This window comes from Shinella sp. M31, assembly GCF_049199205.1.
Taxonomy (GTDB): Bacteria; Pseudomonadota; Alphaproteobacteria; order Rhizobiales; family Rhizobiaceae; genus Shinella.
The window spans coordinates 59,275-86,268 of record NZ_JBLZPH010000012.1 but is presented as its reverse complement, the minus strand read 5'-3'; the positions used below and the strand labels follow the sequence as shown (position 1 = coordinate 86,268).

25 protein-coding genes are annotated in these 26,994 nt (G+C 65.3%); 9 read left to right on the top strand and 16 right to left on the bottom strand.

Translation table 11 applies throughout. From position 1 onward, the window contains the following. The first annotated feature begins 8 nt into the window (after window positions 1–8). The 3 genes from ACOZKU_RS02470 (at window position 9) to ACOZKU_RS02460 (ending at window position 2,468) form a co-directional block, all read left to right on the top strand. Window positions 9–647, top strand: a complete 639-nt coding sequence (locus tag ACOZKU_RS02470; RefSeq protein ID WP_421577518.1) for a 2-dehydro-3-deoxy-6-phosphogalactonate aldolase — start codon at window positions 9–11, stop codon at window positions 645–647. Continuing rightward, window positions 644–1,528 (top strand): SMP-30/gluconolactonase/LRE family protein, encoded by an 885-nt coding sequence (locus ACOZKU_RS02465; RefSeq protein ID WP_421577517.1) that lies wholly within the window; start codon window positions 644–646, stop codon window positions 1,526–1,528. The genes ACOZKU_RS02470 and ACOZKU_RS02465 overlap by 4 nt, the downstream gene beginning before the upstream one ends. 220 nt (window positions 1,529–1,748) lie before the next feature. Then, entirely contained in the window at window positions 1,749–2,468 is a 720-nt protein-coding gene (locus tag ACOZKU_RS02460) for a PRC-barrel domain-containing protein (protein WP_421577516.1), read from the top strand. A gap of 61 nt (window positions 2,469–2,529) precedes the next feature. On the opposite strand, the gene ACOZKU_RS02455 is transcribed toward ACOZKU_RS02460, so the two are convergent. Next, window positions 2,530–4,071, bottom strand: a complete 1,542-nt coding sequence (locus tag ACOZKU_RS02455) for a trimethylamine methyltransferase family protein (RefSeq protein ID WP_421577515.1) — start codon at window positions 4,069–4,071, stop codon at window positions 2,530–2,532. A gap of 88 nt (window positions 4,072–4,159) precedes the next feature. Between ACOZKU_RS02455 and ACOZKU_RS02450 the strand changes: the two genes are divergently transcribed. Further along, window positions 4,160–5,101 carry a LysR substrate-binding domain-containing protein gene (locus ACOZKU_RS02450; protein WP_421577514.1) on the top strand — a complete coding sequence of 314 codons (942 nt, stop codon included), beginning with the start codon at window positions 4,160–4,162 and terminating at the stop codon, window positions 5,099–5,101. 66 nt (window positions 5,102–5,167) lie between these two features. Then, window positions 5,168–5,473 (top strand): hypothetical protein, encoded by a 306-nt coding sequence (locus tag ACOZKU_RS02445; protein ID WP_421577513.1) that lies wholly within the window; start codon window positions 5,168–5,170, stop codon window positions 5,471–5,473. Between the two features lie 8 nt (window positions 5,474–5,481). Here ACOZKU_RS02445 and ACOZKU_RS02440 read toward each other — a convergent pair whose 3' ends face one another. The 3 genes from ACOZKU_RS02440 to ACOZKU_RS02430 form a co-directional block, all read right to left on the bottom strand. Next, window positions 5,482–5,817: a PilZ domain-containing protein gene (locus ACOZKU_RS02440; RefSeq protein WP_421577512.1), complete on the bottom strand. Its 336-nt coding sequence runs from the start codon at window positions 5,815–5,817 to the stop codon at window positions 5,482–5,484. A gap of 108 nt (window positions 5,818–5,925) precedes the next feature. Continuing rightward, window positions 5,926–7,284, bottom strand: a complete 1,359-nt coding sequence (locus ACOZKU_RS02435) for a putative bifunctional diguanylate cyclase/phosphodiesterase (RefSeq protein WP_314093505.1) — start codon at window positions 7,282–7,284, stop codon at window positions 5,926–5,928. Window positions 7,285–7,508: 224 nt separating this feature from the next. Continuing rightward, window positions 7,509–9,248: a response regulator gene (locus ACOZKU_RS02430; RefSeq protein ID WP_421577511.1), complete on the bottom strand. Its 1,740-nt coding sequence runs from the start codon at window positions 9,246–9,248 to the stop codon at window positions 7,509–7,511. A 265-nt stretch (window positions 9,249–9,513) separates the two neighbouring features. Between ACOZKU_RS02430 and mutL the strand changes: the two genes are divergently transcribed. After that, a complete protein-coding gene (gene mutL / locus ACOZKU_RS02425) occupies window positions 9,514–11,319 on the top strand; it encodes a DNA mismatch repair endonuclease MutL (RefSeq protein ID WP_421577510.1) in 1,806 nt (601 codons plus the stop codon). A 178-nt stretch (window positions 11,320–11,497) separates the two neighbouring features. Next, window positions 11,498–11,731 carry a DUF2093 domain-containing protein gene (locus ACOZKU_RS02420; RefSeq protein ID WP_314093529.1) on the top strand — a complete coding sequence of 78 codons (234 nt, stop codon included), beginning with the start codon at window positions 11,498–11,500 and terminating at the stop codon, window positions 11,729–11,731. On the opposite strand, the gene lpxK is transcribed toward ACOZKU_RS02420, so the two are convergent. From lpxK to ACOZKU_RS02390, 6 genes are all read right to left on the bottom strand, one after another. After that, the gene (lpxK, locus tag ACOZKU_RS02415) at window positions 11,728–12,783 is read right to left on the bottom strand and encodes a tetraacyldisaccharide 4'-kinase (RefSeq protein WP_421577509.1); all 1,056 of its coding nucleotides are present in this window, start codon (window positions 12,781–12,783) and stop codon (window positions 11,728–11,730) included. The two genes, ACOZKU_RS02420 and lpxK, sit on opposite strands and share 4 nt — an antisense overlap. Before the next feature lie 115 nt (window positions 12,784–12,898). After that, window positions 12,899–13,633, bottom strand: coding sequence for an HAD family hydrolase (locus ACOZKU_RS02410; protein WP_421577508.1), 735 nt, complete (start codon window positions 13,631–13,633; stop codon window positions 12,899–12,901). 14 nt (window positions 13,634–13,647) lie between these two features. Further along, entirely contained in the window at window positions 13,648–14,964 is a 1,317-nt protein-coding gene (gene waaA / locus ACOZKU_RS02405; protein ID WP_421577507.1) for a lipid IV(A) 3-deoxy-D-manno-octulosonic acid transferase, read from the bottom strand. Window positions 14,965–15,071: 107 nt separating this feature from the next. Beyond that, window positions 15,072–15,308 carry a DUF4170 domain-containing protein gene (locus ACOZKU_RS02400; RefSeq protein WP_314093494.1) on the bottom strand — a complete coding sequence of 79 codons (237 nt, stop codon included), beginning with the start codon at window positions 15,306–15,308 and terminating at the stop codon, window positions 15,072–15,074. A 114-nt stretch (window positions 15,309–15,422) separates the two neighbouring features. Continuing rightward, entirely contained in the window at window positions 15,423–16,226 is an 804-nt protein-coding gene (locus ACOZKU_RS02395; RefSeq protein WP_421577506.1) for a 3'(2'),5'-bisphosphate nucleotidase CysQ, read from the bottom strand. Window positions 16,227–16,229: 3 nt separating this feature from the next. Beyond that, window positions 16,230–17,576 (bottom strand): TldD/PmbA family protein, encoded by a 1,347-nt coding sequence (locus tag ACOZKU_RS02390; protein ID WP_421577505.1) that lies wholly within the window; start codon window positions 17,574–17,576, stop codon window positions 16,230–16,232. A gap of 110 nt (window positions 17,577–17,686) precedes the next feature. On the opposite strand from ACOZKU_RS02390, the gene ACOZKU_RS02385 reads away from it, so the two are divergent. Beyond that, window positions 17,687–19,480: a monovalent cation:proton antiporter-2 (CPA2) family protein gene (locus ACOZKU_RS02385; protein WP_421577504.1), complete on the top strand. Its 1,794-nt coding sequence runs from the start codon at window positions 17,687–17,689 to the stop codon at window positions 19,478–19,480. Here the strand turns inward: ACOZKU_RS02385 and ACOZKU_RS02380 are convergent. From ACOZKU_RS02380 to ACOZKU_RS02370, 3 genes are read right to left on the bottom strand one after another with little or no spacing between them, the layout of a single operon-like run. Next, window positions 19,477–20,346, bottom strand: a complete 870-nt coding sequence (locus ACOZKU_RS02380) for a patatin-like phospholipase family protein (RefSeq protein WP_421577503.1) — start codon at window positions 20,344–20,346, stop codon at window positions 19,477–19,479. The two genes, ACOZKU_RS02385 and ACOZKU_RS02380, sit on opposite strands and share 4 nt — an antisense overlap. Window positions 20,347–20,370: 24 nt before the next feature. Further along, window positions 20,371–20,931 carry a 16S rRNA (guanine(966)-N(2))-methyltransferase RsmD gene (gene rsmD / locus ACOZKU_RS02375; RefSeq protein ID WP_421577502.1) on the bottom strand — a complete coding sequence of 187 codons (561 nt, stop codon included), beginning with the start codon at window positions 20,929–20,931 and terminating at the stop codon, window positions 20,371–20,373. Between the two features lie 6 nt (window positions 20,932–20,937). Continuing rightward, entirely contained in the window at window positions 20,938–22,923 is a 1,986-nt protein-coding gene (locus ACOZKU_RS02370; protein WP_421577501.1) for a pseudouridine synthase, read from the bottom strand. A gap of 70 nt (window positions 22,924–22,993) precedes the next feature. Here ACOZKU_RS02370 and ACOZKU_RS02365 point away from each other — a divergent pair, with 70 nt between their 5' ends. Further along, window positions 22,994–23,437: a nucleoside deaminase gene (locus tag ACOZKU_RS02365; RefSeq protein ID WP_421577500.1), complete on the top strand. Its 444-nt coding sequence runs from the start codon at window positions 22,994–22,996 to the stop codon at window positions 23,435–23,437. On the opposite strand, the gene ACOZKU_RS02360 is transcribed toward ACOZKU_RS02365, so the two are convergent. The 3 genes from ACOZKU_RS02360 to ACOZKU_RS02350 form a co-directional block, all read right to left on the bottom strand. After that, entirely contained in the window at window positions 23,438–23,923 is a 486-nt protein-coding gene (locus ACOZKU_RS02360; protein ID WP_421577499.1) for a GNAT family N-acetyltransferase, read from the bottom strand. Window positions 23,924–23,927: 4 nt separating this feature from the next. Beyond that, a complete protein-coding gene (locus ACOZKU_RS02355; protein WP_314093487.1) occupies window positions 23,928–24,545 on the bottom strand; it encodes a hypothetical protein in 618 nt (205 codons plus the stop codon). 174 nt (window positions 24,546–24,719) lie between these two features. Continuing rightward, on the bottom strand, window positions 24,720–26,994 hold a 2,275-nt coding region (locus tag ACOZKU_RS02350; RefSeq protein ID WP_421577498.1), incomplete at its 5' end, for an isoleucine--tRNA ligase.

The window sequence follows — 26,994 nt, the reverse complement described above, 5'->3', positions numbered from 1 at the left end:
GCAGACAGATGAGCCGCATTCCCTTTCCCCCGATGAAATATCCGCTGATCGCCATCCTGCGCGGACTGAAGCCGAGCGAGACGCAAGCCGTGGTCGGCGCGCTGATCGAGACCGGCTTTACCGCCATCGAAATCCCGCTCAATTCGCCCGAGCCGTTCAAGTCCATCGAGATCGCCGCGAAGATGGCGCCGGACGGCTACCTGATCGGCGCCGGCACCGTGCTGACGGTGGAGGACGTGAACCGTCTCGATGCCGTCGGCGGCAAGCTGATGGTGAGCCCGAATGTCGAGCCCGACGTCATCGCGACGGCCGCCGCCAAGGGCATGGTGACGATGCCGGGCGTCTTCACGCCGACCGAGGCGCTGGCTGCAGCCCGCGCCGGCGCGACGGGCCTGAAATTCTTCCCCGCCAGCGTGCTTAGCCCATCCGGCATCCAGGCCATCCGCGCCGTTCTGCCGGCGGAACTGGAGATCGCGGCCGTCGGCGGCGTGTCGGAAAAGAATTTTGCCGACTATGCGGCCATCGGCATCCGCAGCTTCGGCCTCGGCTCCAGCCTCTACAAGGTCGGCATGGGCGCCGACGAGGTGCGGGCGCGCGCCAGGATCACGATCGAAGCCTATGACGCCGTTTATGGAGCCAGCCGATGACCGACAGCCATTCCTTCACCGGCCGCATCCTCGATGCGGTCGACTGCCAGCTCGGCGAAGGCCCGACCTACGATCCGGCGAGCGACACGGCGTTCTGGTTCGACATCAAGGGCAAGAAGCTGCACGAACTGCAGCTCGCGACCCTGAAGAAGACCGTGCACGACCTGCCTTTCCTGGGCAGCGTGCTTGCCGTCATCGATGCGGAACGCCAGCTCATCGTTTCCGACCAGGGCCTGTTCATCCGCAGCGTCGCCGACGGCACGCTCGCCCCCTTCGCGAAGCTGGAGGACAAGGCCGAAAACCGGTCGAACGACGGTCGCGTGCACCCCTCCGGCGCGCTCTGGGCGAGCACGATGGGCCGCACGGCGCAAAAGCATTCCGGCGCGATCTATCACGTGGCCGGCACGACGGTCACCAAGCTGTTTGCCGATGTCACCATTGCCAACAGTATCTGCTTCTCGCCGGACGGCGCCACCGGCTATTTCGTCGATTCCGCCGTAAACAGGATCATGCGCGTGCCGCTGGATCCGAGAACCGGCCTGCCCTCTGGCGAACCCCAGGTGCTGGCCGATCAAAGCGGCGAGCCGGGCGATGTGGACGGTTCGGTCTGCGACGCCGATGGTCTCATCTGGAACGCCCGCTGGGGCCAGGGTGCGGTCGATGTCTACAAGCCCGATGGTACGAAGGTTGCGCGCTACAGCGTGCCGGCCACGCAGTCCAGCTGCCCGGCCTTCATCGGCGCGAAGGCGGACCGCCTGCTGGTGACATCGGCCTGGGCGGACATGGATGAAGCCGCCCGGCTTGCCGATCCCCATGCCGGCAAGACCTTCGAACTCGGCATTGCCGTCAAGGGCCGGTTCGAGCCGAAATTCTTGATTTGAGACAGCACCCGATCACGCGAAAAACAATCCCGCGGCTCCGGATTTGCCGATCCGGAGCCGTTTTTTATGCATAGCTTAAGTATCCGCCAGATCAAAAAGAAGGCAATTTTTATCGGAACCAAACCCGGGGGTCGTCGTTTTCCAGACATCGACGGGTGCGGAGGCCTTTCAAACACCGCCGCGCCTTGATGCCAACGAGAGACGAAAAGGCAGGTTCCAAATGACCAACAAGCTTCTTACTTCCGTTGCCGCCAGTGCCATTTTCCTCGGTGCGGCCCTTGCTCCCGCGGCCTATGCGCAGGACACCACCAAGCCCGCGACCGACCAGACCCAGACGATGGAGCAGCAACCGGGCATGACCGGTGACGCCACGAAGGGCACGACCCCGGGCGATACCGCCGCCAACCCTTCCACGACGCCGACCGAAGACACGGCCCAGACGCCGGCCACCGGCACGGCAACCGAGGATACGGCTCAGACCCCGGCAACGGGTACCGCCACGGAAGACACCGCCCAGGCTCCGGCCGCCGGTGGCGACTACCTGACGGCCCAGTCGGATGAGCAGATCAGCGCCAACACCTATATCGGCCAGGCTGTCTACAACAGCGCCGATGAGAGCATCGGCAAGATTTCCGACCTGATCATGGAAAAGAGCGGCGGTATCGACGCTGCCATCATCGGTGTCGGCGGCTTCCTGGGTATCGGTGAAAAGTGGGTCGCCGTTCCGTTCGAGAAGATCGCGATCACGCAGGTTCCGGATTCCGACGACGTCAAGCTGACGACCACGGAAACCGCCGAAAGCCTGCAGGCTGCGCCGGAATTCAAGACCAAGTCGCAGCAGGTCGCCGAACGCCAGGCCAACACCTCGGTCGACAATTCGACGACCGCGTCGACGACCGACAAGGGCACGGCTCCGGCCACGACCCAGCCGGCTGAATAAGCCCCAGCCTTCTGACCTCCAGCCCGGTGGCGCTCCCTGCGCCACCGGGTTTTTCATGTCTTCAATACCAGGCGTCGGCCATCGCGGCCTTCTTGCGCTCCATGTAATCCCGCAGCGCCTCGTCGATCGCTACGTCAAGCGGCGGGGCCTCGTATTCGGCGAGCGTCTTTTTCCATTGCCGGTTGGCGCGCGTCGCGATGTCGGTCGAGCCGCCCTCCTCGCTCCACTTCTCGAAGGGCTCGTTGTCGGAAAGCGTCGAATCCCAAAACGCCGTCTGGTAGTTGCGCATCGTGTGGTCGCAGCCGAGGAAATGGCTGCCGGGGCCGACTTCGAGGAAAGCGTCCATGGCGAGCGTGTTGTCATCGACGACAACACCCGCCAGATAGGAATGCAGCGCGCCGCAGAGATCGGCATCCATCACGAACTTCTCGTAGGACATGGCGAGCAGCCCATCTAGGAAGCCGGCGGAGTGCAGGATGAAGTTCGCGCCGCAATGCACGGCCGACAGCATGGACATCAGCCCTTCCTGCATGGCCTGCCCATCCGGCAGCTTCGAGTTGGAGAAATTGCCGGCGCAGCGCAGCGGCAGGTTCAGGCGGCGGGCGAGCTGCCCGACCACCATGGAGCCGATGGCCGGCTCCGGCGTGCCGAAGGTCGGCGAGCCCGAGCGCAGCGACATGGAGGAGAGGAAGTTGCCGAAAATGACCGGCGCGCCCTTGCGCTCCAGCTGGGTCAGCGCGCAGCCCGCCAGCGTTTCGGCGAAGGACTGGGCTATCGCCCCGGCATTCGTCACCGGCCCCATCGCGCCGCCGAGAATGAAGGGCACGATGACGGCCGCCTGGTTGGCACGGGCATAGGCGCGCAGCGACTTGGTCATGGTGCCGTCCCAGACCAGCGGCGAGTTGACGTTGACATTGCCGAGGATGACGCAGTTCTTGTCGACGAAATCCGCACCGAACAGGATGCGCGCCATGTCGATCGAATCCTCGGCGCGATCTTCCGCCGTGATCGAGCCCATGAAGGCGCGGTCGGAATATTTGATATGGCTATAGACCATATCGAGATGGCGCTTGTTGACCGGGATATCGACCGGCTCGCAGATCGTGCCGCCGGAATGGTGCAGCCAGGGGCTCGACTGGGCGAGCTTGATGAAGTTCCTGAAATCCTCCAGCGTGCCGTAGCGCCGCCCCTTGTCGAGGTCCATCACGAAGGGCGAGCCATAGGCCGGCGAAAACACGACGTTCCTGCCGCCGATCTGCACATTGTTGGCGGGGTTGCGGGCGTGCTGGGTGAATTCGGCGGGGGCCGTGGAGACGATCTCGCGCAACATGCCGGGCTCGAAGCGCACCAGGAGCCCGTCCACCTTGGCGCCGGCGCGCTTCCAGTGCTCGATGACGGCGGGATCGTCGCGGAACTCGATGCCGACCTCGGCAAGGATGCGATCCGCCGCGCGCTCGACCTTCTGGAGATTTTCCTCCGACAGCACGTCGTAGGTCGGGATGCCGCGCACGATATAGGGCACGCCCAGCGGCTTTGCGGCATTGTCGCGCCGCGTGCCCCTGCCCCGCCGCGCCGGCGCTTCGATCGTTGCTGCTACACCCATGATCACCTCCATAATTGGAAGTGAGGCTAAGCGTGAAAAACAGCGCTGTAACGCTGGAAAAATTTGTTCGACACGATAAGCTCAATTTATGGAAACCCTGCGCCGCCTTCTCCCCTCCGCCTCCAGCCTCATCATCTTCGAGGCCGCCGGGCGGCACCAGAATTTCACCCGCGCCGCCAATGAGCTCGGCATGACGCAGGCAGCCGTCTCGTATGCGGTGCGCAATCTGGAGGAACAGTTGGGCGTCGCGCTCTTCCACCGCATCCACCGCGCCGTGGAGTTGACGGATGCCGGCGAGCGCTTTCATGCTGATGTGACGCTCGGCCTGTCGCGCATCCAGAAATCGGCCGAGGATATCCGCGCCAAAGGCCGCGAGGCCAATGTGACGCTGTCGGCATCGACCGCTTTCGCCTCGATGTGGATGCTGCCGCGGCTAGCCAAGCTGCGCGCCGACCTGCCGGATATCGACCTTAGGATCCAGACCAGCGTGCGCGACCTCGATCTCGACGAAGAGACGATCCCGCTGGGCATCCGCGGCGGCGATCCGGCAAAATGGCCGCGCTACCATGCGGCCCTCTTGGCGCCGGAGGTGATCACGGCGGTGGCGAGCCCCGCCTTCGTGGAAAGCCGCGGGCATTCGAAGACGCCGGAGGAGCTGTTGAAGCTGCCCCTCATCCATCTGGAGGAGCCGGTCCGTGCGGCCTGCAACTGGCCGGAATGGTTCGCAAGTGCCGGCGTGCGGTATCCCGCGCAGGCGCGACGCCTTGCGATCAACGATTATGTACTGGTCATCCAGGCGGTGCTGGCCGGCGAAGGCGTGGCGCTGGGCTGGCGTCACCTCATCGAGGGACAGGTGCGCTCCGGCGCGCTCGTCACCGTCGGCGGCCATTCGCTGGAACTCGACGAAGGCTTCTACGTCGTCTGGCCGCGCTCACGCGAGCTCAACGGCCCGGCGCGCCGCGTGCGCGACTGGCTGGTGGAGGAAGGGCGGCTGAGCCGCGAGGCGAAGTGGCCTACCGGCAGCAGCTGAGCCGCAGCACATTTGTACTTTGCCCGGCGAAAGCTTACATTGCACACAGGTTTCAAGGATGCGCCAATGAAGACCGAAGCAATCAGCCTCGATTTCCTTGCAAAGCAGGCAAAAATCCAGATGGACGAACTGCGCCCTCTGCGGAAGGACGTCGCAGACATGATGCGGCTGGTTACAGGAACCTACGATTTGACGCGACGGGTGGAACGGCGCGAGACGGAGCTTCGCGACGATATCGAGCTGATGATCAAGATGGAACTCGGCGGTTCGCTGGCCAACATCCAGACCTCGATCGAAAGCTCGCTTTCGCGCATCGAGCAGAGCATCGACGTCCTGGGTCAGAGGGTCGGCACTCTTGAAAGCAAGGCTTGAGGACCTCCCTACCGTCTCAACACCGGCTTCACCTCTTCATGGAAGAAGCGGAAATAGGAGGCGATCTGCGCCAGTGCGTTGGTGGAGAGCTTGTACTGGATGCCGAGCCGGCCGTTGGAATACCAGCGCACCGTGCCGGTGAGGCGGCCGAGCTCCTCGCTTTCGATCGTCACCATCTGTCCGGGCATGGCCTGGATCGGCTTTTCGAGATCGAAGGCCATGCCGGTCGGCGAGAGGTCGACGACGCGGGCACGCGAGGACTGGTGCATCACCTGGACATTGACAAAAATACGAACCCTGGAACGATCGTTGCCCCTGACGGGCATGTCTTTAACGGTCGCCATCCCTGTTACCCCCAATTGTTCTTTATAGCCGCAGCATGACAGGGAGTGTTTTCGTTCCCGCTAAGTGGAAGCCGACAATTTTACGGAAGTGACATATTCAGGGACGGCTCAGGCGGAGGCGGCGCGGCCTTCGACCGCCACGTAGCGGTCGGCGAGGTAGCGCATGGTGGCGACGGCATCGGCCGGCTTGCCGTAGAAATAGCCCTGCCCCATGCCGCAGCCGAGCGCCTTGAGCTTCAGCGCCTCGGAGAAATCCTCGATGCCTTCGGCGACCACGGCGAGATCGAGACCTTCGCACATGGCGACGATCGCCTTGATGATATGTTCGGAGGCCTTGTCGTTGGAGATGCGCGAGACGAAGGCACGGTCGATCTTCACCTTGTCGAAGGTGAAATCACGAAGCCGTCCGAGGCTCGACTGGCCGGTGCCGAAATCGTCGAGCGAGATACGGACGCCCGCGGCACGCAGCTCGCCGACGATCTTCTGGGCCGTATCCGCATCCGTCATGACGGCGGTTTCGGTGATTTCCAGCTCCAGCCGGCGCGGATCGAGCCCGACGCGGTTGAGGATGGCGAGCGTGTTGAACGCCGTCTTCGGATCCATCAACTGGGCGGAGGAGAGGTTGAAGGAGAGGAACAGCTCCTTCGGCCAGGAAAGTGCGGCTTCGGCCGCCTTGCGCAGCAACGTATCGGACAGCGCATCGATGAAGCCGCGCTCTTCGGCGAGCGGCACGAACAGTGCCGGCGAGACATAGCCGAGATCGGCGTCGCACCAACGGGCGAGCGCCTCGAAACCCACGACGGTGTCGTCGCGCAGGCTGACGATCGGCTGGAAATGCACGTCCACCTCATTGGCGATGATGGCATTGCGCAGCGCCTGTTCGAGCTGCGTCGCGCGCTTCATCTCCTGGGCGATTTCCTGCGAATAGACGGTGATCTGGCCGCGGCCGCGGCGCTTGGAACGATAAAGCGCGGTGTCGGCGCTCTTCAGGAGCTCCGTGAAATCCTCGCCCGCGAAGGGATAGATGGCAAAGCCGAAGGACGCCGAGAGGCGCACGTTGCGGTCGCCGAGATCGAAGGGGGCGGACAGCACCTCGCGCAGCATCTGGCCGATCTTTTCTGCGCCCTTGCGCTCGAAGACCAGCGGCAGCACGAAGGCGAACTCGTCGCCGCCATGGCGCGTGACGGTGGCGCCGTCGGGAATGCAGGCCTTGAGGCGATGGGCGACTTGGCAGAGGATTTCGTCGCCGGCGCGCGGGCCGAACAGATCGTTGATAGGCTTGAAACCGTCGAGATTGGCGATGCCGATGGCGAAGGGTGCCGGGTCCTCCTCACGCTCCTTGGCGATCTGGCGAACCTTGTCACGCAGGCGGTAGAGATTGCCGAGCCCGGTCAACGGGTCGGTATAGGCCATGGCATGGAGGTCAGTCTGGGAAACATCCAGCGCCGAATGATCAGCAGACTTCATCAATGATTTCCCGTACTTGCACTCTACCTCCGAAGACCGCTTCACGATGCGCCATGTCCGTTAACAAAAACATAGCAAGCGATCGTCAGTCCTGCCCACCGGCCTCCCCAAATCTGGGGGATTGACCCGATATCCTCCACCTAACGCGTCCCGCTTTCGCGGGACTTGCCTCGAGCATTTCCGCATTGTCCGACGCTGAAGCGATCTTGCTTCGCCGGACATGCTTACGCGACGGACTTCTCCAGCGTCCCGGCGGCATAGCGCCGATAAATCGCTTCGATCATATCCGGGCTGACCGGCTTGATGATGTAGTCGTCCATGCCGGCGTCCATGCAGTTCTGCATGTCGACATTGAGCGCCTGGGCCGTGACGGCCACGATGGGCGTCCGGGTTCCGCTCAGCTCCTCCGCCTGCCGGATTTCCCTGGCCGCATCGATGCCGTTCATCACGGGCATGGAGATGTCCATCAGGACGAGACGGGGCTGGTGCTTGCGCCAGAGCATCACCGCCTCCTCGCCATTCTCGGCGATACGGTGCGAGATACCGAGGCCTTCGAGGATTTGCGAGAAGACGAACTGGTTGATCTGGTTGTCTTCGGCGACCAGCACGTCGATATCGCCCACGGCAGCCGGCAGCATGGCGGTGATGTCGGTCGCGATATACCAGTCGTCGGAAAGAGAAACCGGGGTAACGATGTCGCCGAGCGGTGAATCGTTTTCCGACAACAGCTCGTGTTCCTCGACCAACGCGCGCATGAAATCCGGTCCGATGCCGTCGGGCGTGATCGTTCGCGTGGCGATGCCATGGCTGCCGCGGGCCATCGCCTCATGATCCGGCATGTTGTCGTCGAGGATGATGAGGTCGATCGCAAGATCGTGCTGTTTGGCAAGCGCCAGGAAGCTTTCGAACTCGTAGCGGCTGCGCACCGCGCAGCAATCGCCACCGCGCGCCTTGAACTCGCCGACGAGGATGTCCTCGATGCGGGTATTGGGCGTGGCGACGAGCACGCGCTTGCCGGGCACGCCGCGCAGGTCGTCCGCGCCGAGCTGTTCCAGCAGAAGACGGCGTTCGGCGTCGCGCACGGGATCGAAGCAGTTCTGCCCTTCGACGAAGCCGCCCGTCACGCGCAGGAAGGCATCCTCGCCGTGGGACACAGCGCCGCCACCGGCGACCAGTGCCGTCACGTCGTCCATGATCGTCACGACGACGTGGTGGCCCGGCGCGCCGATGCGGTGCTTGCGGGTCATGACGTAGAGATCGGAGCCGTCGGCGCGGATAACATGCTCGGGCAGCACGAAGGGTTCGCCGGTCTCCAGCACGTGGCGGTCGCTGCGCTCGATGCGCTCGGCGTTTTCCGCATCCGCCAGATCCCAGACCGTGCGGCCGAGAATGCCCTCGGGCGTGGCGTTGTAGATGGCGCAGAAAGCCTTGTTGGCCGCAATATAGGCGAGGTTGCGATCCTTGACGATGACGGGCGACGGCAGCGTCTCGAGGATCGCCTCCGTCAGCGCGATCCGGTCGAGATCGGAGCGCCATTGCTCTTCCTGCTTCTTCTGCTCGGAGACGTCGACCAGGGTGGTGACGTTGTAGCCGTTCGGCAGGCGGCGCTTGCGGAAATGAAGCCAGCGGTCACGGCTCAGCCGTTCGACCGCATCATATTGTTCGCGCCAGTGCACGGAAATCTGCGCGGAGACCCATTCCTCGCGATTGACCGCCTTGTGGCGCTGTTCCGGAGGAATGCCGTAGCGGACGCCGGTATCGAAGATCGCGCCGAGCACGTCGCGCAGGCGCGTGCCGGGTTTCAACGTATCGGCATGAATGGGGAAATAGCGCAGGACCTGGCGGCTGGCGAAGACAAGGCAATCGTTCTTGTCATAGACGATCACGGCGGCGGCGAGGATATCGCACGCAGCCTCGAACATTCCCAGCCGGATGTGCGCGTCTGACGACGCTACATCATTCATGTGGCAGTCCTCGCCTGTCTGGCATTCCCATGAACATGCTGAACGGCGCGCAAACACCTTGGGACATCGGGAATGACAGCGGCCAGCGACGCTGAAATCGTCCACCGGGAGACCCCGGCAAGCTTGCGGTCATACAAGCGCAGGTGCACGTTCGCAGCATTTTATTAAAGCCTGATTAAACGATTTCAGCCGGTTATGCGGGATGAGCCGGGATAAGCGGCGCCGGCCACTGGCGGGACGGCGGCGAATCCGCGAAAATGGTGGCATGACCATCAGGCAGCTTTCCGAAACCCTCATCAACCAGATCGCCGCCGGCGAAGTGATCGAACGCCCGGCGAGCGCCGCCAAGGAGCTGATCGAGAACGCGCTGGATGCCGGGGCGACGCGCATCGAGATCGCCACGGCCGGCGGCGGCAAGACGCTCTTGCGCGTCACCGACAATGGCGGGGGCATGGCACCGGCCGATCTCGAACTGGCGATCCGCCGGCACTGCACGTCCAAGCTCGACAAGGATCTCACCGATATTCGCACGCTGGGTTTCCGCGGCGAGGCCCTGCCGTCGATCGGCTCGGTGGCGCGGCTTTCGCTTCTGAGCCGCACGGCCGAGGCCGGTGAAGGCGCCGAGATCAGCGTGACCGGCGGCAAGGTGGAGCCGGTGCGCCCGGCCGCCGCCAACCGCGGCACTGTGGTGGAGGTGCGCGACCTGTTCTTCGCCACGCCGGCACGCCTCAAGTTCATGAAAAGCGAGAAGGCCGAGGCCTCGGCGATATCGGACGTCGTGCGCCGCATGGCGATCGCCTTCCCGCATGTGCGCTTCGTTTTGTCGGGCTCCGACCGCACGACGCTGGAGTTTCCGGCGACCGGGACGGACCGGCTCGCCCGCATCGCGCAGGTGCTCGGCCGCGATTTCCGCGACAATGCCATCGAGATCGACGCCGAACGCGAGGGTGTGCGGCTGACCGGTTTTGCCGGCGTGCCGACCTTCAACCGCGGCAACAGCCTCAACCAGTTCGCCTTCGTCAACGGACGGCCGGTGCAGGACAAGCTCATCTGGTCGGCGCTGCGCGCCGCCTATGCCGAGACCATCCCGCACGGGCGCTACCCGGTCGCGGTGCTTGCCATCGACATCGATCCGGCGCTGGTCGACGTCAACGTGCATCCGGCGAAATCCGACGTGCGCTTCCGCGATCCCGGCCTGGTGCGCGGCCTGATCATCGGTGCGATCCGCGAGGCCTTGGCACGCGAGGGCGACCGCGCCTCCACGACGGGCGCCGCCGGCCTGATGCGCGCCTTCCGGCCGGAAGCGCAGCGGCCTTCCACGCCCTGGACGCCGTCCGCCTCGCCCTATAGGCCTTTCGACTCTGCCGTGACACCGACCGCCCCCTTCCGCGAGCGGCAGGCGGGCTTCGCCGAATTTGCCAGCCCCTCCGCCCGCAGCGAACCGGTTTTCACGCCAGCCTCCACCGCCCGCGAAGAGGAAACGCCGCAGAACCATCCACTCGGGGCGGCCCGCGCGCAGCTGCACGAGAACTACATCATCGCGCAGACGGAAAACGGCCTCGTCATCGTCGACCAGCATGCGGCGCATGAACGCCTCGTCTTCGAGGCGATGCGCAATGCGCTGCACTCACGTGCCGTGCCGGCGCAGGCCCTGCTGATCCCCGAGATCGTCGATCTACCGGAGGACGATTGCGACCGGCTGGTCGCCCATGCCGACGAATTCGCCAAGCTCGGCCTCGGCATCGAGCGCTTCGGGCCGGGGGCGATTGCGGTGCGCGAGACGCCGGCCATGCTTGGTGAGATGGATGCGTCCGGCCTCATCCGCCAGCTCGCCGACGAACTTGCCGAATGGGATACGGCAAGCGGACTGAAGGCCAAGCTCGAATACCTCGCCGCCACCATGGCCTGCCACGGCTCGGTACGGTCAGGGCGGCGCATGCGGCCGGAGGAGATGAACGCGCTGCTGCGCCAGATGGAGGCGACGCCCGGCTCCGGCCAGTGCAACCACGGCCGGCCGACCTACATAGAGCTCAAGCTTTCCGACATCGAGCGGCTGTTCGGCCGGAGCTAGAGCATTTCCGCTTTTCTCCGAATCGCGGAAATGCTCTAGCTCCTTGTTTTCCCGCATTTCCGGACGCAAAACCGCTTCGCACTTTTGCTGGAAATGCTCTAGCCCGGAAAGCACTGGAATTTTGGCCTTCGCCACGATATGGCATAGGCATCACATGAGACGGATACTGAAATCGATGATGAACCGTTTTGAAGGCCGCGGCGGCAGCCGGGAAGCGAAGATCCGCTATCTCGACGGCGATTTCCAGATCCTGATGCCGGGCTCGCATGTCACCTGCGCCATGACCGGCGAGACGATCCCCGTCGATGAGCTGCGCTACTGGAGCGTGGCGCGGCAGGAAGCCTATGCCAGCTGCGCCGCCTCGCTGGACGCCGAAAAGCGCGCCGGCGCGCTGCCGAACCAGACGCGCTAAGCCTTCGCCTTATCCTTCTCCGCCAGCTGGTGCAGCTTGCGCTTCCTCGCGCTGGCGATTGCCGCGTCGATGATCGCATCCGGCCCCTTCGGGTCGTCGAAGCGGATTTCCACCTCTATCACCCGGCTCTTCTCCTTCAACTCCTCCGAACGGCCATGGCCGCCGGCGAGGCGTACGCTGTCCTTGGCCGTGGTGACGAGCTGGTAGTCATGCGCCTGCGCATGGTCGAGCAGGTCAGCGACCTCGTCGTCACTGAGATGATGGTGATCGGGGAAGCTGCGCGAGACATAGAGATGCGCACCCGTCTCATTGACCGTGCGGAAGAATTTCTCGTTGTCGGCGATGCCGGACCAGGCCATCACCACCTGCTCCCGGAGATTCTCCGCGCCGACGGTGACGAGCGTCGCCGAATGGATCGCTTTGCCGGCGCGGGCCGCCTGGCGGATCAGCCGGTCGGCGGCATCGCCATTGCCGATGGCCAGCAGCGCATTCGCCTGGCGCATCTGCTCGCCGAGCGGTGCGCGCACCGGCCCGCTCGGGACGAGATAGCCGTTGCCGATGCCGCGGCGCGTGTCGATGACGACGAGCGCATAGTCGAAGGTCAGCCGGGCGCTCTGGAAGCCGTCATCCATGATGATCAGGTCGGCGCCCTCTTCCACCAGCTTCATCGCGCCTTTCACCCGCTTGCGGGAAATGACGGTCAGCGCGTCGCGGGCGAGCAGGAGCGGCTCGTCGCCGACGGCGCGGGCGCGGTGGTGGTGCGGATCGACGACGGTGGTGACATCGAGCGAGCCGCCATAGCCACGCGAGAGGAAGCCGGGTTTCAGGCCGCGCGCCTTGGCGGCACGCGCAAGCGCAATCGCCGTCGGCGTCTTGCCGGCTCCGCCGACGGTGAAATTGCCGACGCAGATGACCGGCACCGACACCTCGGCGCGGCGGCCGTTGCGCATGCGCCGTCCAGCGATCAGCCCGTAGAGGCGCGACACCGGCCAGAGCGCATAGGCGCGCCAATCCGCCTTCGTCCACCAGAACGGCGGCGCTTCACTTACCATTGCAGCTCCCCGCGGGCATCCCGGCCCGGTTCACGCGCAGAAAACGCGAGACGGCGGCGAAAATCAACTGGGGGAAACCACCCGGGGAGCGATGGCGGGTGGTGCAGCGGCGCGCTCACGCCGCCGGGCGCGCGACCGCGGCTTCCGGGAAGAGCGGCACGAGTTCGGTGATGTCGTTGAGGCAATAGTCGGAGGCGGCTGACAGCGATTCGCGCGAGCCCGTGCCGGTCAGCACTGCGATGGTGAGGCCCGTGCCGGCGCTGCGGCCCATGTGGAGGTCGTGGTTGTTGTCGCCGACCATGGCGATCTGATGCGGCTCGAGCCCGGTCGCGGCGCAGAAGCCGAGCACCATGCCGGGTTCGGGCTTGACGCCATAGCCGCTGTCATAGCCGGCGACATAATGCAGGTAGCCGTCGAAACCGAAGCGCTTGGCCGTCGCGCGAATCGAGGCTTCGTTGTCGGAAGAGGCGACACCGAGCCAGTAGCCGCGGGCATGCAGGGTGGCGAAGAAATCGGCGAGGTCTGTCACGGCGACGGCAAGTTCCGAGGACTTGGCGAAGAGGCCGTCGAAGAGTTCGGTCAGGGCCTCGACGGTGAAGGGCGCGCCGGCTCCGACGAAGCCTTCGGCGATCTCCACTGTGTTGCCGGCGGCAAGCAGGCTGTCCGGCGTGACGTAGCCGGTATCCGGATCCATGCCGCCCGCGATCAAGAGCTTGCGCGACAGGTCGTCGTCACCGGCGGCGGCGATGCGGGCGAGTTCGTAATTCACCGGGATCCAGCTCTTGGCATAGTCCAGCAGCGTGCCATCCTTGTCGAAGAGAATGCCTGAGATCGTCGCTGCCTTCGTCATGCTGCCCGGTCCTTTCAGGACGTCTGGCGCGGGTGCAGCCGCGCCTTCACGGTGAGGGGATTGATATAGGGCTCGAGGCCCTTGACCGTGGCCTTCAGCGCGCCGCGCATCTCCTGCACGGTCTCCTGCCCCGCATCGATCATCTGCCTGCGCATCGCCTCGTTGGTCAGGAGATAGTGTACGCCCTTGGCCAGCATTTCCACGTCGCGCACCATCTTGGCGCTGCCGTTGCGGGCAAGCTGCTGGTAGGCCTCGCGGAAATTCTGCACATTGCCGCCCGACAGCACCGCGCAGCCGAGCATCGCCGGCTCCAGCGGATTCTGGCCGCCCTCGGCGGTCAGCGAGCGGCCAACGAAGGCGATTTCGGTCATGCGCAGGTAAAGCCCCATTTCGCCGATCGTATCACCGAGAAAGACGTCCGTGTCCGCTGCCAGCGCGTCACCGCGTGTCCGCCGTGCGACCTTCAGCCCGCGCGCCGTCAGCATGTCGTGGATGGCATCACAGCGCTCGGGATGGCGCGGCACGATGATGGTGAGCAGGCCCGGCGAACGCTCCTTGAGCGCGCGGTGCACATTGCCGGCCGCCGCCTCCTCGCCCTCGAAGGTCGAGATCGCCGCCCAGGTGGGCCGGCCCTTGATCTGGTCGCGATAGGATTTCAGCACGGCGGGATCGGCCGGCGGCGCATCCGTATCGACCTTCAGATTGCCCGACACCAGGACCGGCAAGGCGCCAAGCGTGCGAAACCGCTCCGCATCGGTCTCCGACTGGGCGATAACAAGCGCGAAATTCTCGAAGATCGCATCGGCGAACGACATGCGCCGCTTCCAGCGCGGGAAGGAGCGATCCGAAATGCGGCCGTTGACCAGCACCTGCGGAATGTGGCGCCTGCCGAGTTCGAGAATGGTCGTCGGCCAGATTTCCGATTCCGCCATGATGGCGAGGTCGGGGTGCCAGTATTCCAGGAAGCGGCTGATCGCCGGCTTCATGTCGAGCGGCACATATTGGTGGATGACGTCGGCGCCGAGCCGTTCCCTGACGACCTTGGCCGAGGTGATCGTGCCCGTGGTAAGCAGCACCGCGATGCCGCGGCGGCGCACCTCCTTGACCAGCGGCACGATGGCGAGCGTTTCGCCCACACTTGCCGCATGGAACCAGACGAGCGGGCCGGAGGGGCGCGGAACGCTGCCGAACCCGTAACGCTCGCGGCGACGCGACCGCTCCTCCTTGCCCTTCGCGATGCGATAGGCAAGGTAGGGGCCGACGATCGGATAGAGCGCAACGCCGCCCCAGCGATACAGCGAAAGTGCGATACGGGCGAGCCGTCTGTTCATCGGCTCGGCACCTTGGCTGCGGCTCTCGGGGTGTTCGGGTTCATGGAGGTCAGGCTCCTCGGTTCAGCGCGACCGCATGTCGCGCGGAACAATGGCGAAAACGCGTCTCAGCCCTGCTGCGGGTCCAGCAGGCGGTGCATATGCACGATGAAATAGCGCATATGCGCATTGTCGACGGTCTGCTGCGCCTTGGACTTCCAGGCGGCTAGCGCGCTGGCATAGTCGGGGAAGATGCCGACGATATCGAGCTTGTCGAGATCGCGGAACTGCATGTCGGTCAGGGTCGTCAGCTCGCCGCCAAAAACGAGATGAAGAAGCTGTTTGGGTTCTTTCGAGTCGGTCATGTTTCTCTCATTTTATTCTTGCGCACATCCGGACGGAAAACCGGTTTCCACTTTTCCTGAACGTGCTCATTGTGCCGATTTCGGCAGACGGTTTGCGGTATTCCGGGCCAAAGGTCAATGGCCGGCAAGATGCCGGGAGGCCGCGACAAGCCCGGAAAGCCGGGACAAACCGGAGGCCGCCAGCGTCTCGTGGCTGACGGTCTGCCGGTTGTAGGAAAGCGGGGCGCCATCGAGCGTCACAAGCCCGCCGCCGGCCCGCGCCAGGATGAGATCGGCCGCCGCGAGATCCCAGTCATGCGCATTGCGCTTCACCAGCGTCGCATCGATCCGCCCGTCCGCCACCATGGCAAGCCGGTAGGCGAGCGAGGGCACATGCGAGATGCGGTGCACGCCGCCGTCCATGTGGCCTTGCAGGTCGTGCGCCATGTCCTCGGAGGCCGCGACGCGCGTCGGGCGTGCGGCATCGGGCTCGGTGGCGGCAATCGGCTTGCCGTTCTTCAGCGCCGGGCCATGCTCGGCGGCGGTGAAGACCTCGTCGAGCGACGGTGCGAAGAGCACGCCCGCGACAGGGCGCCCCTTGTGGACGACGGCGGCGCTGACGCACCAGATATCCTTGCCGGCAATGAAGGCGCGGGTGCCGTCGATCGGGTCGATGACGAAGACCGTCTCGCAATCGAGCCGACCGGCATCGTCGTCGGTTTCCTCCGAAAGCCAGCCGTAGTTCGGCCGGGCGGAGAGCAATTCCTTCTTGAGGATATCATTGGCCGCGAAATCGGCGGCACTCACCGGCGAGCGGCCCTCGTTCTTCCACCAGACCTCCGGCCCCTTGCGGAAGAAATCGAGCGCACGCGCGCCGGCAAGGCGCGCGGCGCCGACGAGAAGATCAAGATCGGCTGTCCAGGTGGCGGCGTCGGCCATGTCTCACGTCCCGGCCAGCGTCATGCCCTCGATCGCAAGCGTCGGGGCCGCAACGCCGAACGAGCGGTCGATATCGTTGGCCGGCGTGATGCGCAGGAACATGTCGGTGAGGTTTGAGGCGATCGTCACTTCCGAGACGGCGAAGGTCAGCTCGCCGTTCTCGATCCAGTAACCCGAGGCGCCGCGGCTGTACTCGCCCGTCACCATGTTGACGCCCTGGCCGATCAGCTCGGTGACGTAGAAGCCGTTGCCGACCGAGCGGATCAGGTCCTCCGGCGAAACATCGCCCGGCTCCAGCGCGAGATTGGTCGAGGCCGGATTGACCGAGGTGCCGCCGCGCACGCCACGGCCATTGGTCTTGAGGTCGAGTTCGTTGGCGGTGGAGGTGGAGAGGAACCAGTGTTGCAGCACGCCGTCCTCGATCATCGCGAGGCGCTTGCCGGTGATGCCCTCACCGTCGAAGGGACGCGAGGAGGAACCGCGCACGATCAGCGGGTCGTCGGTGACGGAGAGACCGGATTTCAGCACCTGCTGGCCCATGCGGTCGCGCAGGAAGCTCGTCTTGCGGGCGACGGAGGCGCCGTTGATGGCGCCGGCGATATGGCCTGCAATGCCGCGCGCCACGCGCGGATCGAAGACGACGGTGACGTTCTTCGCCGTCGGCACCTGGCGCGGATTGATGCGGCGCACGGCGCGCGCCGCCGCCTCGCGGCCGATTTCTTCGGCATTGCGCAGGTCGGCAAAATAGAGGGTCGAATCGAAGTCGTAGTCGCGCTCCATCTTCGTTCCCTCGCCGGCGATGACGCTGACGGAGCGGCCGAAGCGGCTGGCGCTGTAGGCGCCGGAAAAGCCGTGCGAGGTGGCGAGCACCAGCCCGCCCATGCCGGCCGACGCCCCGGCGCCGCCGGAATTGGTGACGCCGGAGACGGCAAGGGCTGCGGTCTCGGCGGCCAAAGCGGCTTCACTCAGCTCATCGGCGGAGACTTCGGTCGGGTCGTAGAGGTCGAGGTCCGGCCAGTCCTTCGCCAGATCGCTTTCGGCGGCGAGCGTCGCATAGGGGTCTTCCGGCGAGGCCTTGGCCATGGCGACGGCGCGCTCGGCGAGCACCTTAAGGTCGAAACCGGGATTGGCCGAGACGCTGGCGACGCGCTTGCCGACGAAGACGCGCAGCGAGAAATCGTCGCTCTCGGAGGCCTCCGTGCCTTCGACCTTGCCGAGCCGCACGCTGACCGAGGAGGAGCGCCCGCGGACCACGACGGCATCGGCCGCATCCGCCCCCGCCTGGATGGCGCGGTCGATAAGTTCACCGGCGCGCGCGAGAAGGCTTGCGGAATCGATCGTCTGTGACATGACTTGGCCTTTCTTTGATGCCCCATTTATTGTGCGCCGGCACAGGCATCAAGGGCGAGCATTGTTTTTTGCCTTTCCACCCTGTGCCCCTTCCTGAGAAAGCCTGCCGCATGGCCTATACCCACAGCCCCTATAACGAGGTCCTCCTGATGCTCGGGGGTGCCCTGCTTGCCGCTCCCATCTTCAAGCGGCTGGGGCTCGGCACGATTCTCGGCTATCTCGCGGCCGGCGTGGTGATCGGCCCGATCCTGCACCAGATACGCGACGGCGAGGAGCTTCTGGGGGTCGCCGAACTCGGCGTGGTCTTCCTGCTCTTCCTCATCGGCCTTGAATTGAAGCCGTCGCGCCTCTGGGCGATGCGGCATGACATTTTCGGGCTGGGCGCGGCGCAGGTCATCGTCACCGGCCTCATCCTCGCAGGGCTGACGCTGGCAACCGGCATCGAACAGTGGGACGGCGCGTTGATCATCGGCTTCGGCCTCGCGCTCTCCTCCACCGCCTTCGCCATGCAGATCCTCGACGAGCGCGGCGACACCAACACGCGCTACGGCCAGCGCGCCTTTTCCATGCTGCTGCTGCAGGACCTCGCCATCGTGCCATTGCTGGCGCTAATCCCGCTTCTTGCCGAGCAGGCACCGGAGGATACGACCAGCGCCTTCGAGGATTTCATGATCGCGCTTGCGGCCATCGCGGCACTTCTCGCCGCCGGCCGTTATCTGCTCAACCCGCTGTTCCAAGTCATCGCCCGCACCGGCGCGCGCGAGGCGATGATCGCCGCTGCCCTCTTCGTCGTGCTCGCCGCCGCCATGCTGCTGCAGATGGCCGGTCTCTCCATGGCCATGGGCGCCTTCCTCGCCGGCGTGCTGCTGGCCGACTCTTCGTATCGCCATGAGCTTCAGGCTGACGTAGAGCCCTTCCGCGGTATCCTGCTCGGCCTGTTCTTCATGGCAGTCGGCCTCTCGCTGCATCTCGACGTGATCTTCGACCGCTGGCTGCTCATCGTCGTCGCCACGCCGGCCTTGATGCTGGTGAAGAGCCTCGTCATTTACGGTCTCTGCCGCTTCACCGGCTCGCCGCACAATGATGCGGTGCGCATCGCGCTCGTCCTGCCGCAGGGCGGTGAATTCGGCTTCGTGCTGTTCAGCGCGGCGTCGGCCGCCGGCATCTTCTCCGGCGGCCTCGCCTCGCTGCTGATCGCCGTCGTCACCATCTCCATGGCGCTGACGCCGATCGCCGCAGCCCTCTCCCGCTTCCTGCTGGTCGAGGATCCGGAAGAAGAGATCGAGGAGGATTTCGAGGGCGCGGGCGCGGATGTGCTGATGATCGGCTTCTCGCGCTTCGGCCAGATCGCGGCACAGATCCTGCTGGCCGGCGGGCGCGAGGTGACGGTCATCGACCATTCCACGGACCGCGTGCGGCAAGCGGCGAATTTCGGTTTCCGCATCTATTTCGGCGATGGCACCCGCAAGGACGTGCTGCGCGCCGCCGGCATCGAACGCGCCAAGATCGTCGCGATCTGCACGCAGGGCAAGGCGACGAGCGACCGCATCGTCGATCTTGTGCAGTCGGAATATCCCAACGCCACCGTCTTCGCCCGCTCCTACGACCGTATCCACACGCTCTCGCTGCGCGCCCGCGGCGTGCAGCACGACGTGCGCGAAACCTTCGAATCCGCCCTCGTCTTCGGCCGGGAAACGCTGGAGGAACTCGGCGTGGAGCCGGACGACGCCCTCGCCATCAGCGACGACATCCGCCGTCGCGACGTCGCCCGGCTGGAATTGCAGGCCGCCGAAGGGATTTCGGCGGGGCGGCACATGCTGCATTCGAAGCCGGTGAAACCCGAGCCGCTAGTGAAACCCAAGAAAAAGACGCAAGCCGAGGCGGATGAGGAAGAAAGCGCTTAATCGCGCCCGAAAAGCCTTTCGCTGAGCGCCCGCTTCAGCTCATCGCGAATGCCCGCCGACGCCGCCAAAACCTCTTCGGCCTTGGCGAAATCCATCACGCGGAAGCGGCCGACATCGGGGCGGAGGAAGATGTCGGGGGCGGCCTTCTCCAGCTTCAGCGTCACGATGGAGCGCATGGTGAGCTGGGTGGCGCCGTAGAGGCTGTCGATGCTGCCGGGCACTTCCGCCGTGCCGGCCGGCGGCTGGCCGACCACGTCGACGCCGATGGTGATATCCGCCTTGCCGGCGAGATGATCGAAGGGCACCGGGTTCCACAGGCCGCCGTCGATCATCACGCGCCCGCCGATGACGACGGGACGGAAGATGGCAGGCAAGGCGGCGGAGGCGGCGACGGCCGGCAGGAGCGGGCCGCTGTCCAGCACGCATTCGCACTGGGCGTAATAATCCGCAGCGATCACCTTGAGCGGGATCGGCAGCTCCTCGAAGGTCTGCGGCAGGCGATCGGGCAGGAAGGCCTTCAGCACGCGTTCCAGATTGAACTGGCCCATGCGAAAACCGCCGGCGACCATTTCCGACAGGCCTGCCGGGCGCAGGCTCCACAGCCGGTTCATGATCTGGCCGGGGCGGCCGATGGTCGCCAATGTGTGTTCGCGAATCTCGCGGCCCGTCATGCCCGCCGCCATTGCCGCGCCCATGATGGCGCCGATGGAAGCGCCCGATATCAGAACCGGGCGGATGCCGAGCTCGTCCAGAACATCGATGACATGGATATGGGCAAGCCCCCGCGCACCGCCGCCACCAAGGGCGATGGCGACAGTCGGGCCGTTGTCTTGCGAGGCAGGATGGGAAACGAGGGCATCGGTCATCGCTCAAGTCTCCTCAAAGGCAGATCAGCCGGAGCGGTAGCGGTAGAAATGCATGCGCGTGTCGCCGAAGGTGCGCGTCTCGATATGGTCGAAACCATCCACGGCGACGGGCTGAATATCGGCGCGCTCTTCGAGGATCGCAAGGGCGCCATCGACGAGCCAGCCACCGCGCGCCGCCGCATCCAGCGCCTTTTCGCCCAGTCCCTTGGCGTAAGGCGGATCGGCGAAGAGGAAATCGAACGGCTCCATCGTGCCGACAGTGCCGAGTGCCGTGGCATCGCGGCGGAAAATCTTGGCGCGGCCGATTACGCCGAGGCTTTCGATGTTGGAATGCAGGAGACCCCTGCCCTCGACGCCCTGCTCGACGAAGAGCACGGCGCGCGCACCGCGCGACAGCGCTTCGAGGCCCACGGCGCCGGTGCCCGCGAAGAGATCGAGCACACGCGTGCCGTCGAGCGCTTGCGGGTAGGCATGGTTCAGGATGTTGAACAGGCTTTCGCGCGTGCGGTCCGTCGTCGGCCGGATATCATCCGACTTCGGCGTCGCGAGCGAACGGCCGCGAAACTCTCCGCCGACGATCCGCACGCTCGCTTACTTTCCCTTGCCGCGCGGACGACCGCCGGCCGGCTTGCCACCGGTGGGACGACCACCCGGCTTGCCGCCAAAGGATTTTCCGCCGCCCGGCTTTGCACCGAACGACTTGCCGCCATCGCGACGGGGCGGACGATCACCGAGGGCGCGTTCGCCCTCTGCGCGGGGTTTGCGGTCACCGCGAGCCGGACGGTCGCCATAGGAGCGCTCGCCTTCCGCACGCGGCTTGCGGTCCCCAAAGGAACGATCACCCTCGGCGCGCGGCTTGCGGTCTCCGAAGGAACGCTCGCCATCGCCACGCGGTTTGCGATCGCCGAAAGGACGGTCGCCACGCGGCGGTCGGTCACCGAAACCGCGCGGGGCACGGTCGTCCCCGGCGCCGGAGCGCGGGCGGCCCAAGCCGCCGCGACCTTCGTCACGGCCTTCCGCTTCGCTCGCGCGGATCCACTCGCCGTCCTCGTCGCGCGTCTTCAGGATGCGCGGCTTCTCGACCTTGTCGCCACCGGGGCGGCCACGGGCCGGGCCCTTGCGGTCGGGATCGAATTTCTTGGCCGAGCGGGTCGGCGCACCTTCGGCCGTGCGGCCGTAGCGCTTGGTCTTCGGCGCACCTTCGGGACGCTCGCGCGTTTCACGCTTCACGCCGTCGGCGGTTTCCGCCTTCTTTTCGGATACGGGACGAGCGCCGGGCGCCATCCAGACATTGGACTTGCGGGCACGCGCCGCCGGCTCGTGCTTCGGCTTGGCATCGAAACGGGTATTGTCGTCGCGATCGCGGAAATCGCGGTCACCGCGCGGCTTGTCGCCGAAACCACGGTCACGTCCGCCATCGCGCGGCTTGTCACCACGCGGCCTGTCGCCACGGGGCTTGTCGCCGAAACGGTCGTCGCGCTTGGTATCGAGGCGTGCGCGGGCCTGCTCGCGGCGGTCGCCGGGCTTCTCGTCGCGGGCCGGGCGTGCGGCCGTCTCGCGGGTCTTCTTCGCCGGCGCTTCCTCCTCGGCTTCGCCACCCTTGTGGTCGAAGAGCGGAGCGTCGAAATTCGCCTTGGCTTCCTCGATCAGGCGCGGGCCGAGCTGGTCGCGCAGCGTGCGGCCGCGCACTTCCTGGGCATGGCCCTCCGGCAGCTCGCCGAGCTGGAACGGGCCGTAGGAGATGCGGATCAGGCGGTTCACGTCGAGGCCGAGCGCGCCGAGCACGTTCTTGATCTCGCGGTTCTTGCCTTCGCGCAGACCCATGGTGATCCAGACGTTGGAGCCTTGCGCCTTGTCGAGCGTCGCTTCGATCGCGCCATAGAGCACGCCGTCGACGGCGATGCCTTCCTTCAGCTTGTCGAGATCGGCCTGCTCGATCTTGCCGTGGGCGCGCACGCGGTAGCGGCGCAGCCAGCCGGTCGTCGGCAGCTCGAGCATACGCGCGAGACCGCCGTCATTGGTCAGCAGCAGCAGGCCTTCGGTATTGATGTCGAGGCGGCCGATGGACATGACGCGCGGCAGGTCTTCCGGCAGGTTTTCGAAGACGGTCGGGCGGCCCTCCGGGTCGGCATTGGTCGTCACCAGGCCGGCCGGCTTGTGGTAGAGCCAGAGGCGCGTGCGCTCGATGCCACGGATCGGCATGCCGTCCACTTCGATGCGGTCCGCGAAGGTCACGTTGACGACGGGCGTGTCCAGCAATGTGCCGTTCACGCTGACGCGGCCTTCCATGATCATGCGCTCGATATCGCGGCGCGAGGCAACGCCTGCGCGGGCGAGCAGCTTGGAAATGCGCTCGGGCGCCAGCTCGGCGCTGGCCGAGATCTGCGGCGCAGGCTTGGCCGCACGGGCCGGCTTTGCGTCGCGCGGCGCGGATTTCTCGGCGAAAGGTTTGCCGCCCGGCTTCTTGCCAGCTGCAAAAGGTTTCTTGCCCGCGGCCGCCGATGCGGCGCCACGCGGCTTGGAATCGCGGCCCGCGGGCTTGCCGCCCGGCCGTTTCGGCTTGTCTTTGAATGTCATTTGTGCTGCCTGCGTTTTGCCGTGTCCTATCAGGTCAGGCGTCCGGGGTTAAGAGGAATTCGTGTCGTCAATGACAAATCGCTTCATGGAGACCGCTTTGGCCGAGGCGCGCGCCGCCGGCGAGCGCGGTGAAGTGCCCGTCGGCGCGGTGCTGGTGCTGAACGGCGAGATCGTCGCACAGGCCGGAAACCGCACCCGCGCGGAAAACGACGTGACCGCCCATGCCGAGGTCGCCGTCATCCGCGAGGCCGCGAAAAAACTCGGCCAGGAGCGGCTGACCGGGGCCGATCTCTACGTGACGCTGGAGCCCTGCACGCTCTGCGCCGCAGCGATTTCCTTCGCCCGCATCCGCCGGCTTTATTATGGCGCCGACGATCCCAAGGGCGGGGCGGTCGAAAGCGGCATACGCTTCTTCGCGCAGCCGACCTGCCACCACGCACCGGATGTCTATTCCGGCCTGAGCGGCAGCGAGGCGGCCGATATTCTCAGGGATTTCTTCGCCGGCCGGCGCTAATCAGCCTTCGGCAAAGGCCTTCAGCTTGTCGCCCCACAGGCGGTAGCGCAGCCATTCCGGATGGGGCTCGGCGCCGATCGCGTCATAGACGCGGATCGCCGGCTCGTTCCAGTCGAGCACGCTCCACTCGAAACGGCCGCAGCCTTCCTCGATCGCCGTGCGCGCAAGATGGCGCAGCAGCATCTTGCCGACGCCGCCGCCGCGATGGGCGGGCGTGACATAGAGGTCTTCTAGATAAAGTCCGTTCTTCGACTGCCAGGTGGAATAGGTCTTGAACCAGACGGCGGAGCCCGCCGGATCGCCATCGACGGTTTCGCAGATCGCCGCATGGCTGATCGAGCCTTCGCCGAACAGCGAGGACGCGACGCTCTCTTCGGTCGCGGCGACTTCGTGCAGCGCGTTTTCGTAGTCGGCGAGTTCGCGGATGAAACGCAGAATGATCGCGGCATCGGCCGCGACCGCAGGGCGGATACGATAGGCGGTCATGGTCTTAGAACGGCCACCACTTGGAACCCGTCTGCTTGGCGGCCTTCGCCTCCTTCTTGCGGCGGCGTTCCTTGACCTTTTCCGGCTCGCCGAGATCGGCCTGTGCCTGTTCGGGCATGCGGCGGTAATCCAGCGGCGGATCGCTGAGGTAGCGGCGCTTGTCGGAATAGGCGCCCTGCTGGATGCGGCGGCCTTCACGATAGGCGGCGGTCTGCTGGGCGGTCGTCAGGTTATGGTTCGTGGTCGACTGCGAGGCGAGCGGCGAACGGTAGTGGCTGTTGTCCTTGTTCTCGTCGGCCTCGGCGCGCAGACGGTCGCGCATGTCTTCCGGGCTTTCGATCCAGCCGGCATTGTCCTTGCTGGCAACGGACTGCTGCGGCGTGACCAGCGCTTCCTTGTTGCCCGGCACGACGAGCGCGCCGCGCGGCTGGTAGCGGATCTTCTTGGCCTGGTCGGCATCCGGCGTCTGGATCATCACGGCATTGCCGAGGTCGTCCAAAAGCTGCTCGCCGGAGGATTTGCTCGTGCCGTAGGTCGGACCCATGCAACCGGTGAGGAGAAGGCTTCCGCCAATGAGGCCGAGAAGTCCGGCATGCACCCGAATATGTCGCATCATTCCCATCAAACCCTTCCAGCAGAGCCGGTACGCCGAAACCCAAGCGCGGCAATAGCCTGCCGTGCCATGGCGGAACAATCCGACCATTTTCAGGCAGCAATAGCGGATGAAAACCGCAAGCGCAATTCACACGCTGGTGTTGGCGGCCGGAATCACCGGCCGTCAACAGAGTGACTATTCTTACGCCGCGCGGCGGAAACCGATTTCACGCAGCGCTGCGGCATCACGCGCCGACACGTCGGGATAGTCGGCATCCGAGCCGACATCCGTCGTGATGCGCCAGGACCGGGCGCATTTCTGGCCTTCCGCCAGCTTCGGCTCGACCGAGACCTTGGCGACGTCGCCAAGACGGAAAGCCTCCGCCGGGCCTTCGCCGGCAACGAGCGTGATGGCCGAGGTGATGCAGATTTCCGCAAAGTCCTGGCCGTCGAGGGCGGCCAGAAGCTCCGGATCGGCAATGTACACGACCGGGGCGGCTTCCAGCGAGGCGCCGATGCGCTTTTCGCGGCGCTCGATTTCCAGGGCACCCGTCACGACCGAACGGACCTGACGGATCTTCTCCCATTTGGCTTCCAGCGCAGCGTTGCGCCATTCGGCCGGCACATCCGGGAACTGCTCCAGATGGACCGAGACGGCATCGGGTTTGCGCGAAAGCCACGCCTCTTCCATGGTGAAGGGCAGCATCGGGGCGAGCCAGGTGACGAGGCATTCGAACAGCTTGCGGATGACGAAGAGCGAGGCGCGGCGCTTCGGCGAGGACGGGGCGTCGCAGTAGAGCGCATCCTTGCGGACGTCGAAGTAGAAGGCCGAGAGCTCGACATTGGAGAAGTCGATGAGCGCGCGGGCGATCTTCTTGAAGTCGAAGGCGTCGTAACCTTCGCGCACAATGGCATCCAGTTCCGCCAGCCGGTGCAGCATCAGCTTTTCCAGCTCCGGCATGTCGGCATGGGCGATTTCCTCGCCCGTGTCGTGCGCCAGCGTGCCGAGCATCCAGCGCACCGTGTTGCGCAGCTTGCGATAGGCGTCGATATTGGTCTGGATGATCGTCTTGCCGAGGCGCTGGTCTTCCCAGTAGTCCGTCGTCATGACCCAGAGGCGCAGGATATCGGCGCCCGATTCCTTCATGACATCCTGCGGCGAGACGACGTTGCCCTTGGACTTGGACATCTTCTCGCCCTTCTCGTCCATGGTGAAACCATGGGTGACGACGGCGTTGTAGGGCGCACGGCCGCGCGTCGCGCAGCTTTCGAGCAGCGAGGAGTGGAACCAGCCGCGATGCTGGTCGGAGCCTTCCAGATAGACGTCGGCCGGCCATTTCAGGTCCGGGCGGTCTTCCAGCGTGAAGGTGTGCGTCGAGCCCGAATCGAACCAGACGTCGAGGATGTCCATGACCTGCGTCCACTTGGCCGCGTCATGGTCGTTGCCGAGGAAGCGCTCCTTGGCGCCCTCGGCGAACCAGGCATCGGCACCTTCCTTCTCGAAGGCCTCGAGAATGCGTGCGTTGACGGCGTCATCGACCAGCACCTCGCCGTTCTCGTCGGCGAAGATGACGATCGGCACGCCCCAGGCGCGCTGACGCGAGAGCACCCAGTCCGGACGGCCTTCGATCATGGCGCGCAGGCGGTTTTGGCCGGAGGCCGGCACGAAGCGGGTGTCGTCGATGGCCGACAGCGAACGCGAGCGCAGCGTGGTGCCGTCGCCGAGTTCCTTGTCCATATAGACAAACCACTGCGGCGTGTTGCGGAAGATGACCGGCTTCTTGGAGCGCCAGGAATGCGGGTAGGAGTGCTTGAGGCGACCGCGGGCAAACAGCGTGTTGGAAGCGATCAGCGCCTTGATGACGCGCTCGTTGGCGTCGCCCTTCTTGCCGTTGTCGTCCATGACGCGCGCGCCGTCGAAGCCGGGCGCGTCGGCGGTGTAGAAGCCGGCATCGTCGACCGGGAACGGGATCTTCGACGAGATGCCGCGCGCTTCCAGTTCGCGGGCTTTCGACGTCCAGGCGTCAAAGTCCTCGCGGCCGTGGCTGGGCGCGGTGTGCACGAAGCCGGTGCCGGCATCGTCGGTGACGTGGTCGCCATCGAGCAGCGGCACCGGGAAGGTGTAGCCGAGGTCCTTCAGCGGATGGGCGCAGGTGAGCGCAGCCAGCTCTTCCGGCGCGATGTCACGAACGAACTTGAAGGTCAGCTTCGCCTTGGCGGCCGCCTCATCGGCAAGACGCGTCGCGAAGATCAGCTTTTCGCCGGGCTGCGGGCCGAAATCGTTCTGGGCGCTTTCGACCTCGAACAGGCCGTAGGGATAGCGCGAGGAAAACGCGATGGCGCGGTTGCCGGGGATCGTCCAGGGTGTGGTCGTCCAGATGACGACATAGTTGTCCTTGAGGTCGGCGGCACCCTCGACGATCGGGAACTTCACCCAGATCATGTCGCTCTCGACGTCGGCATATTCGACTTCGGCT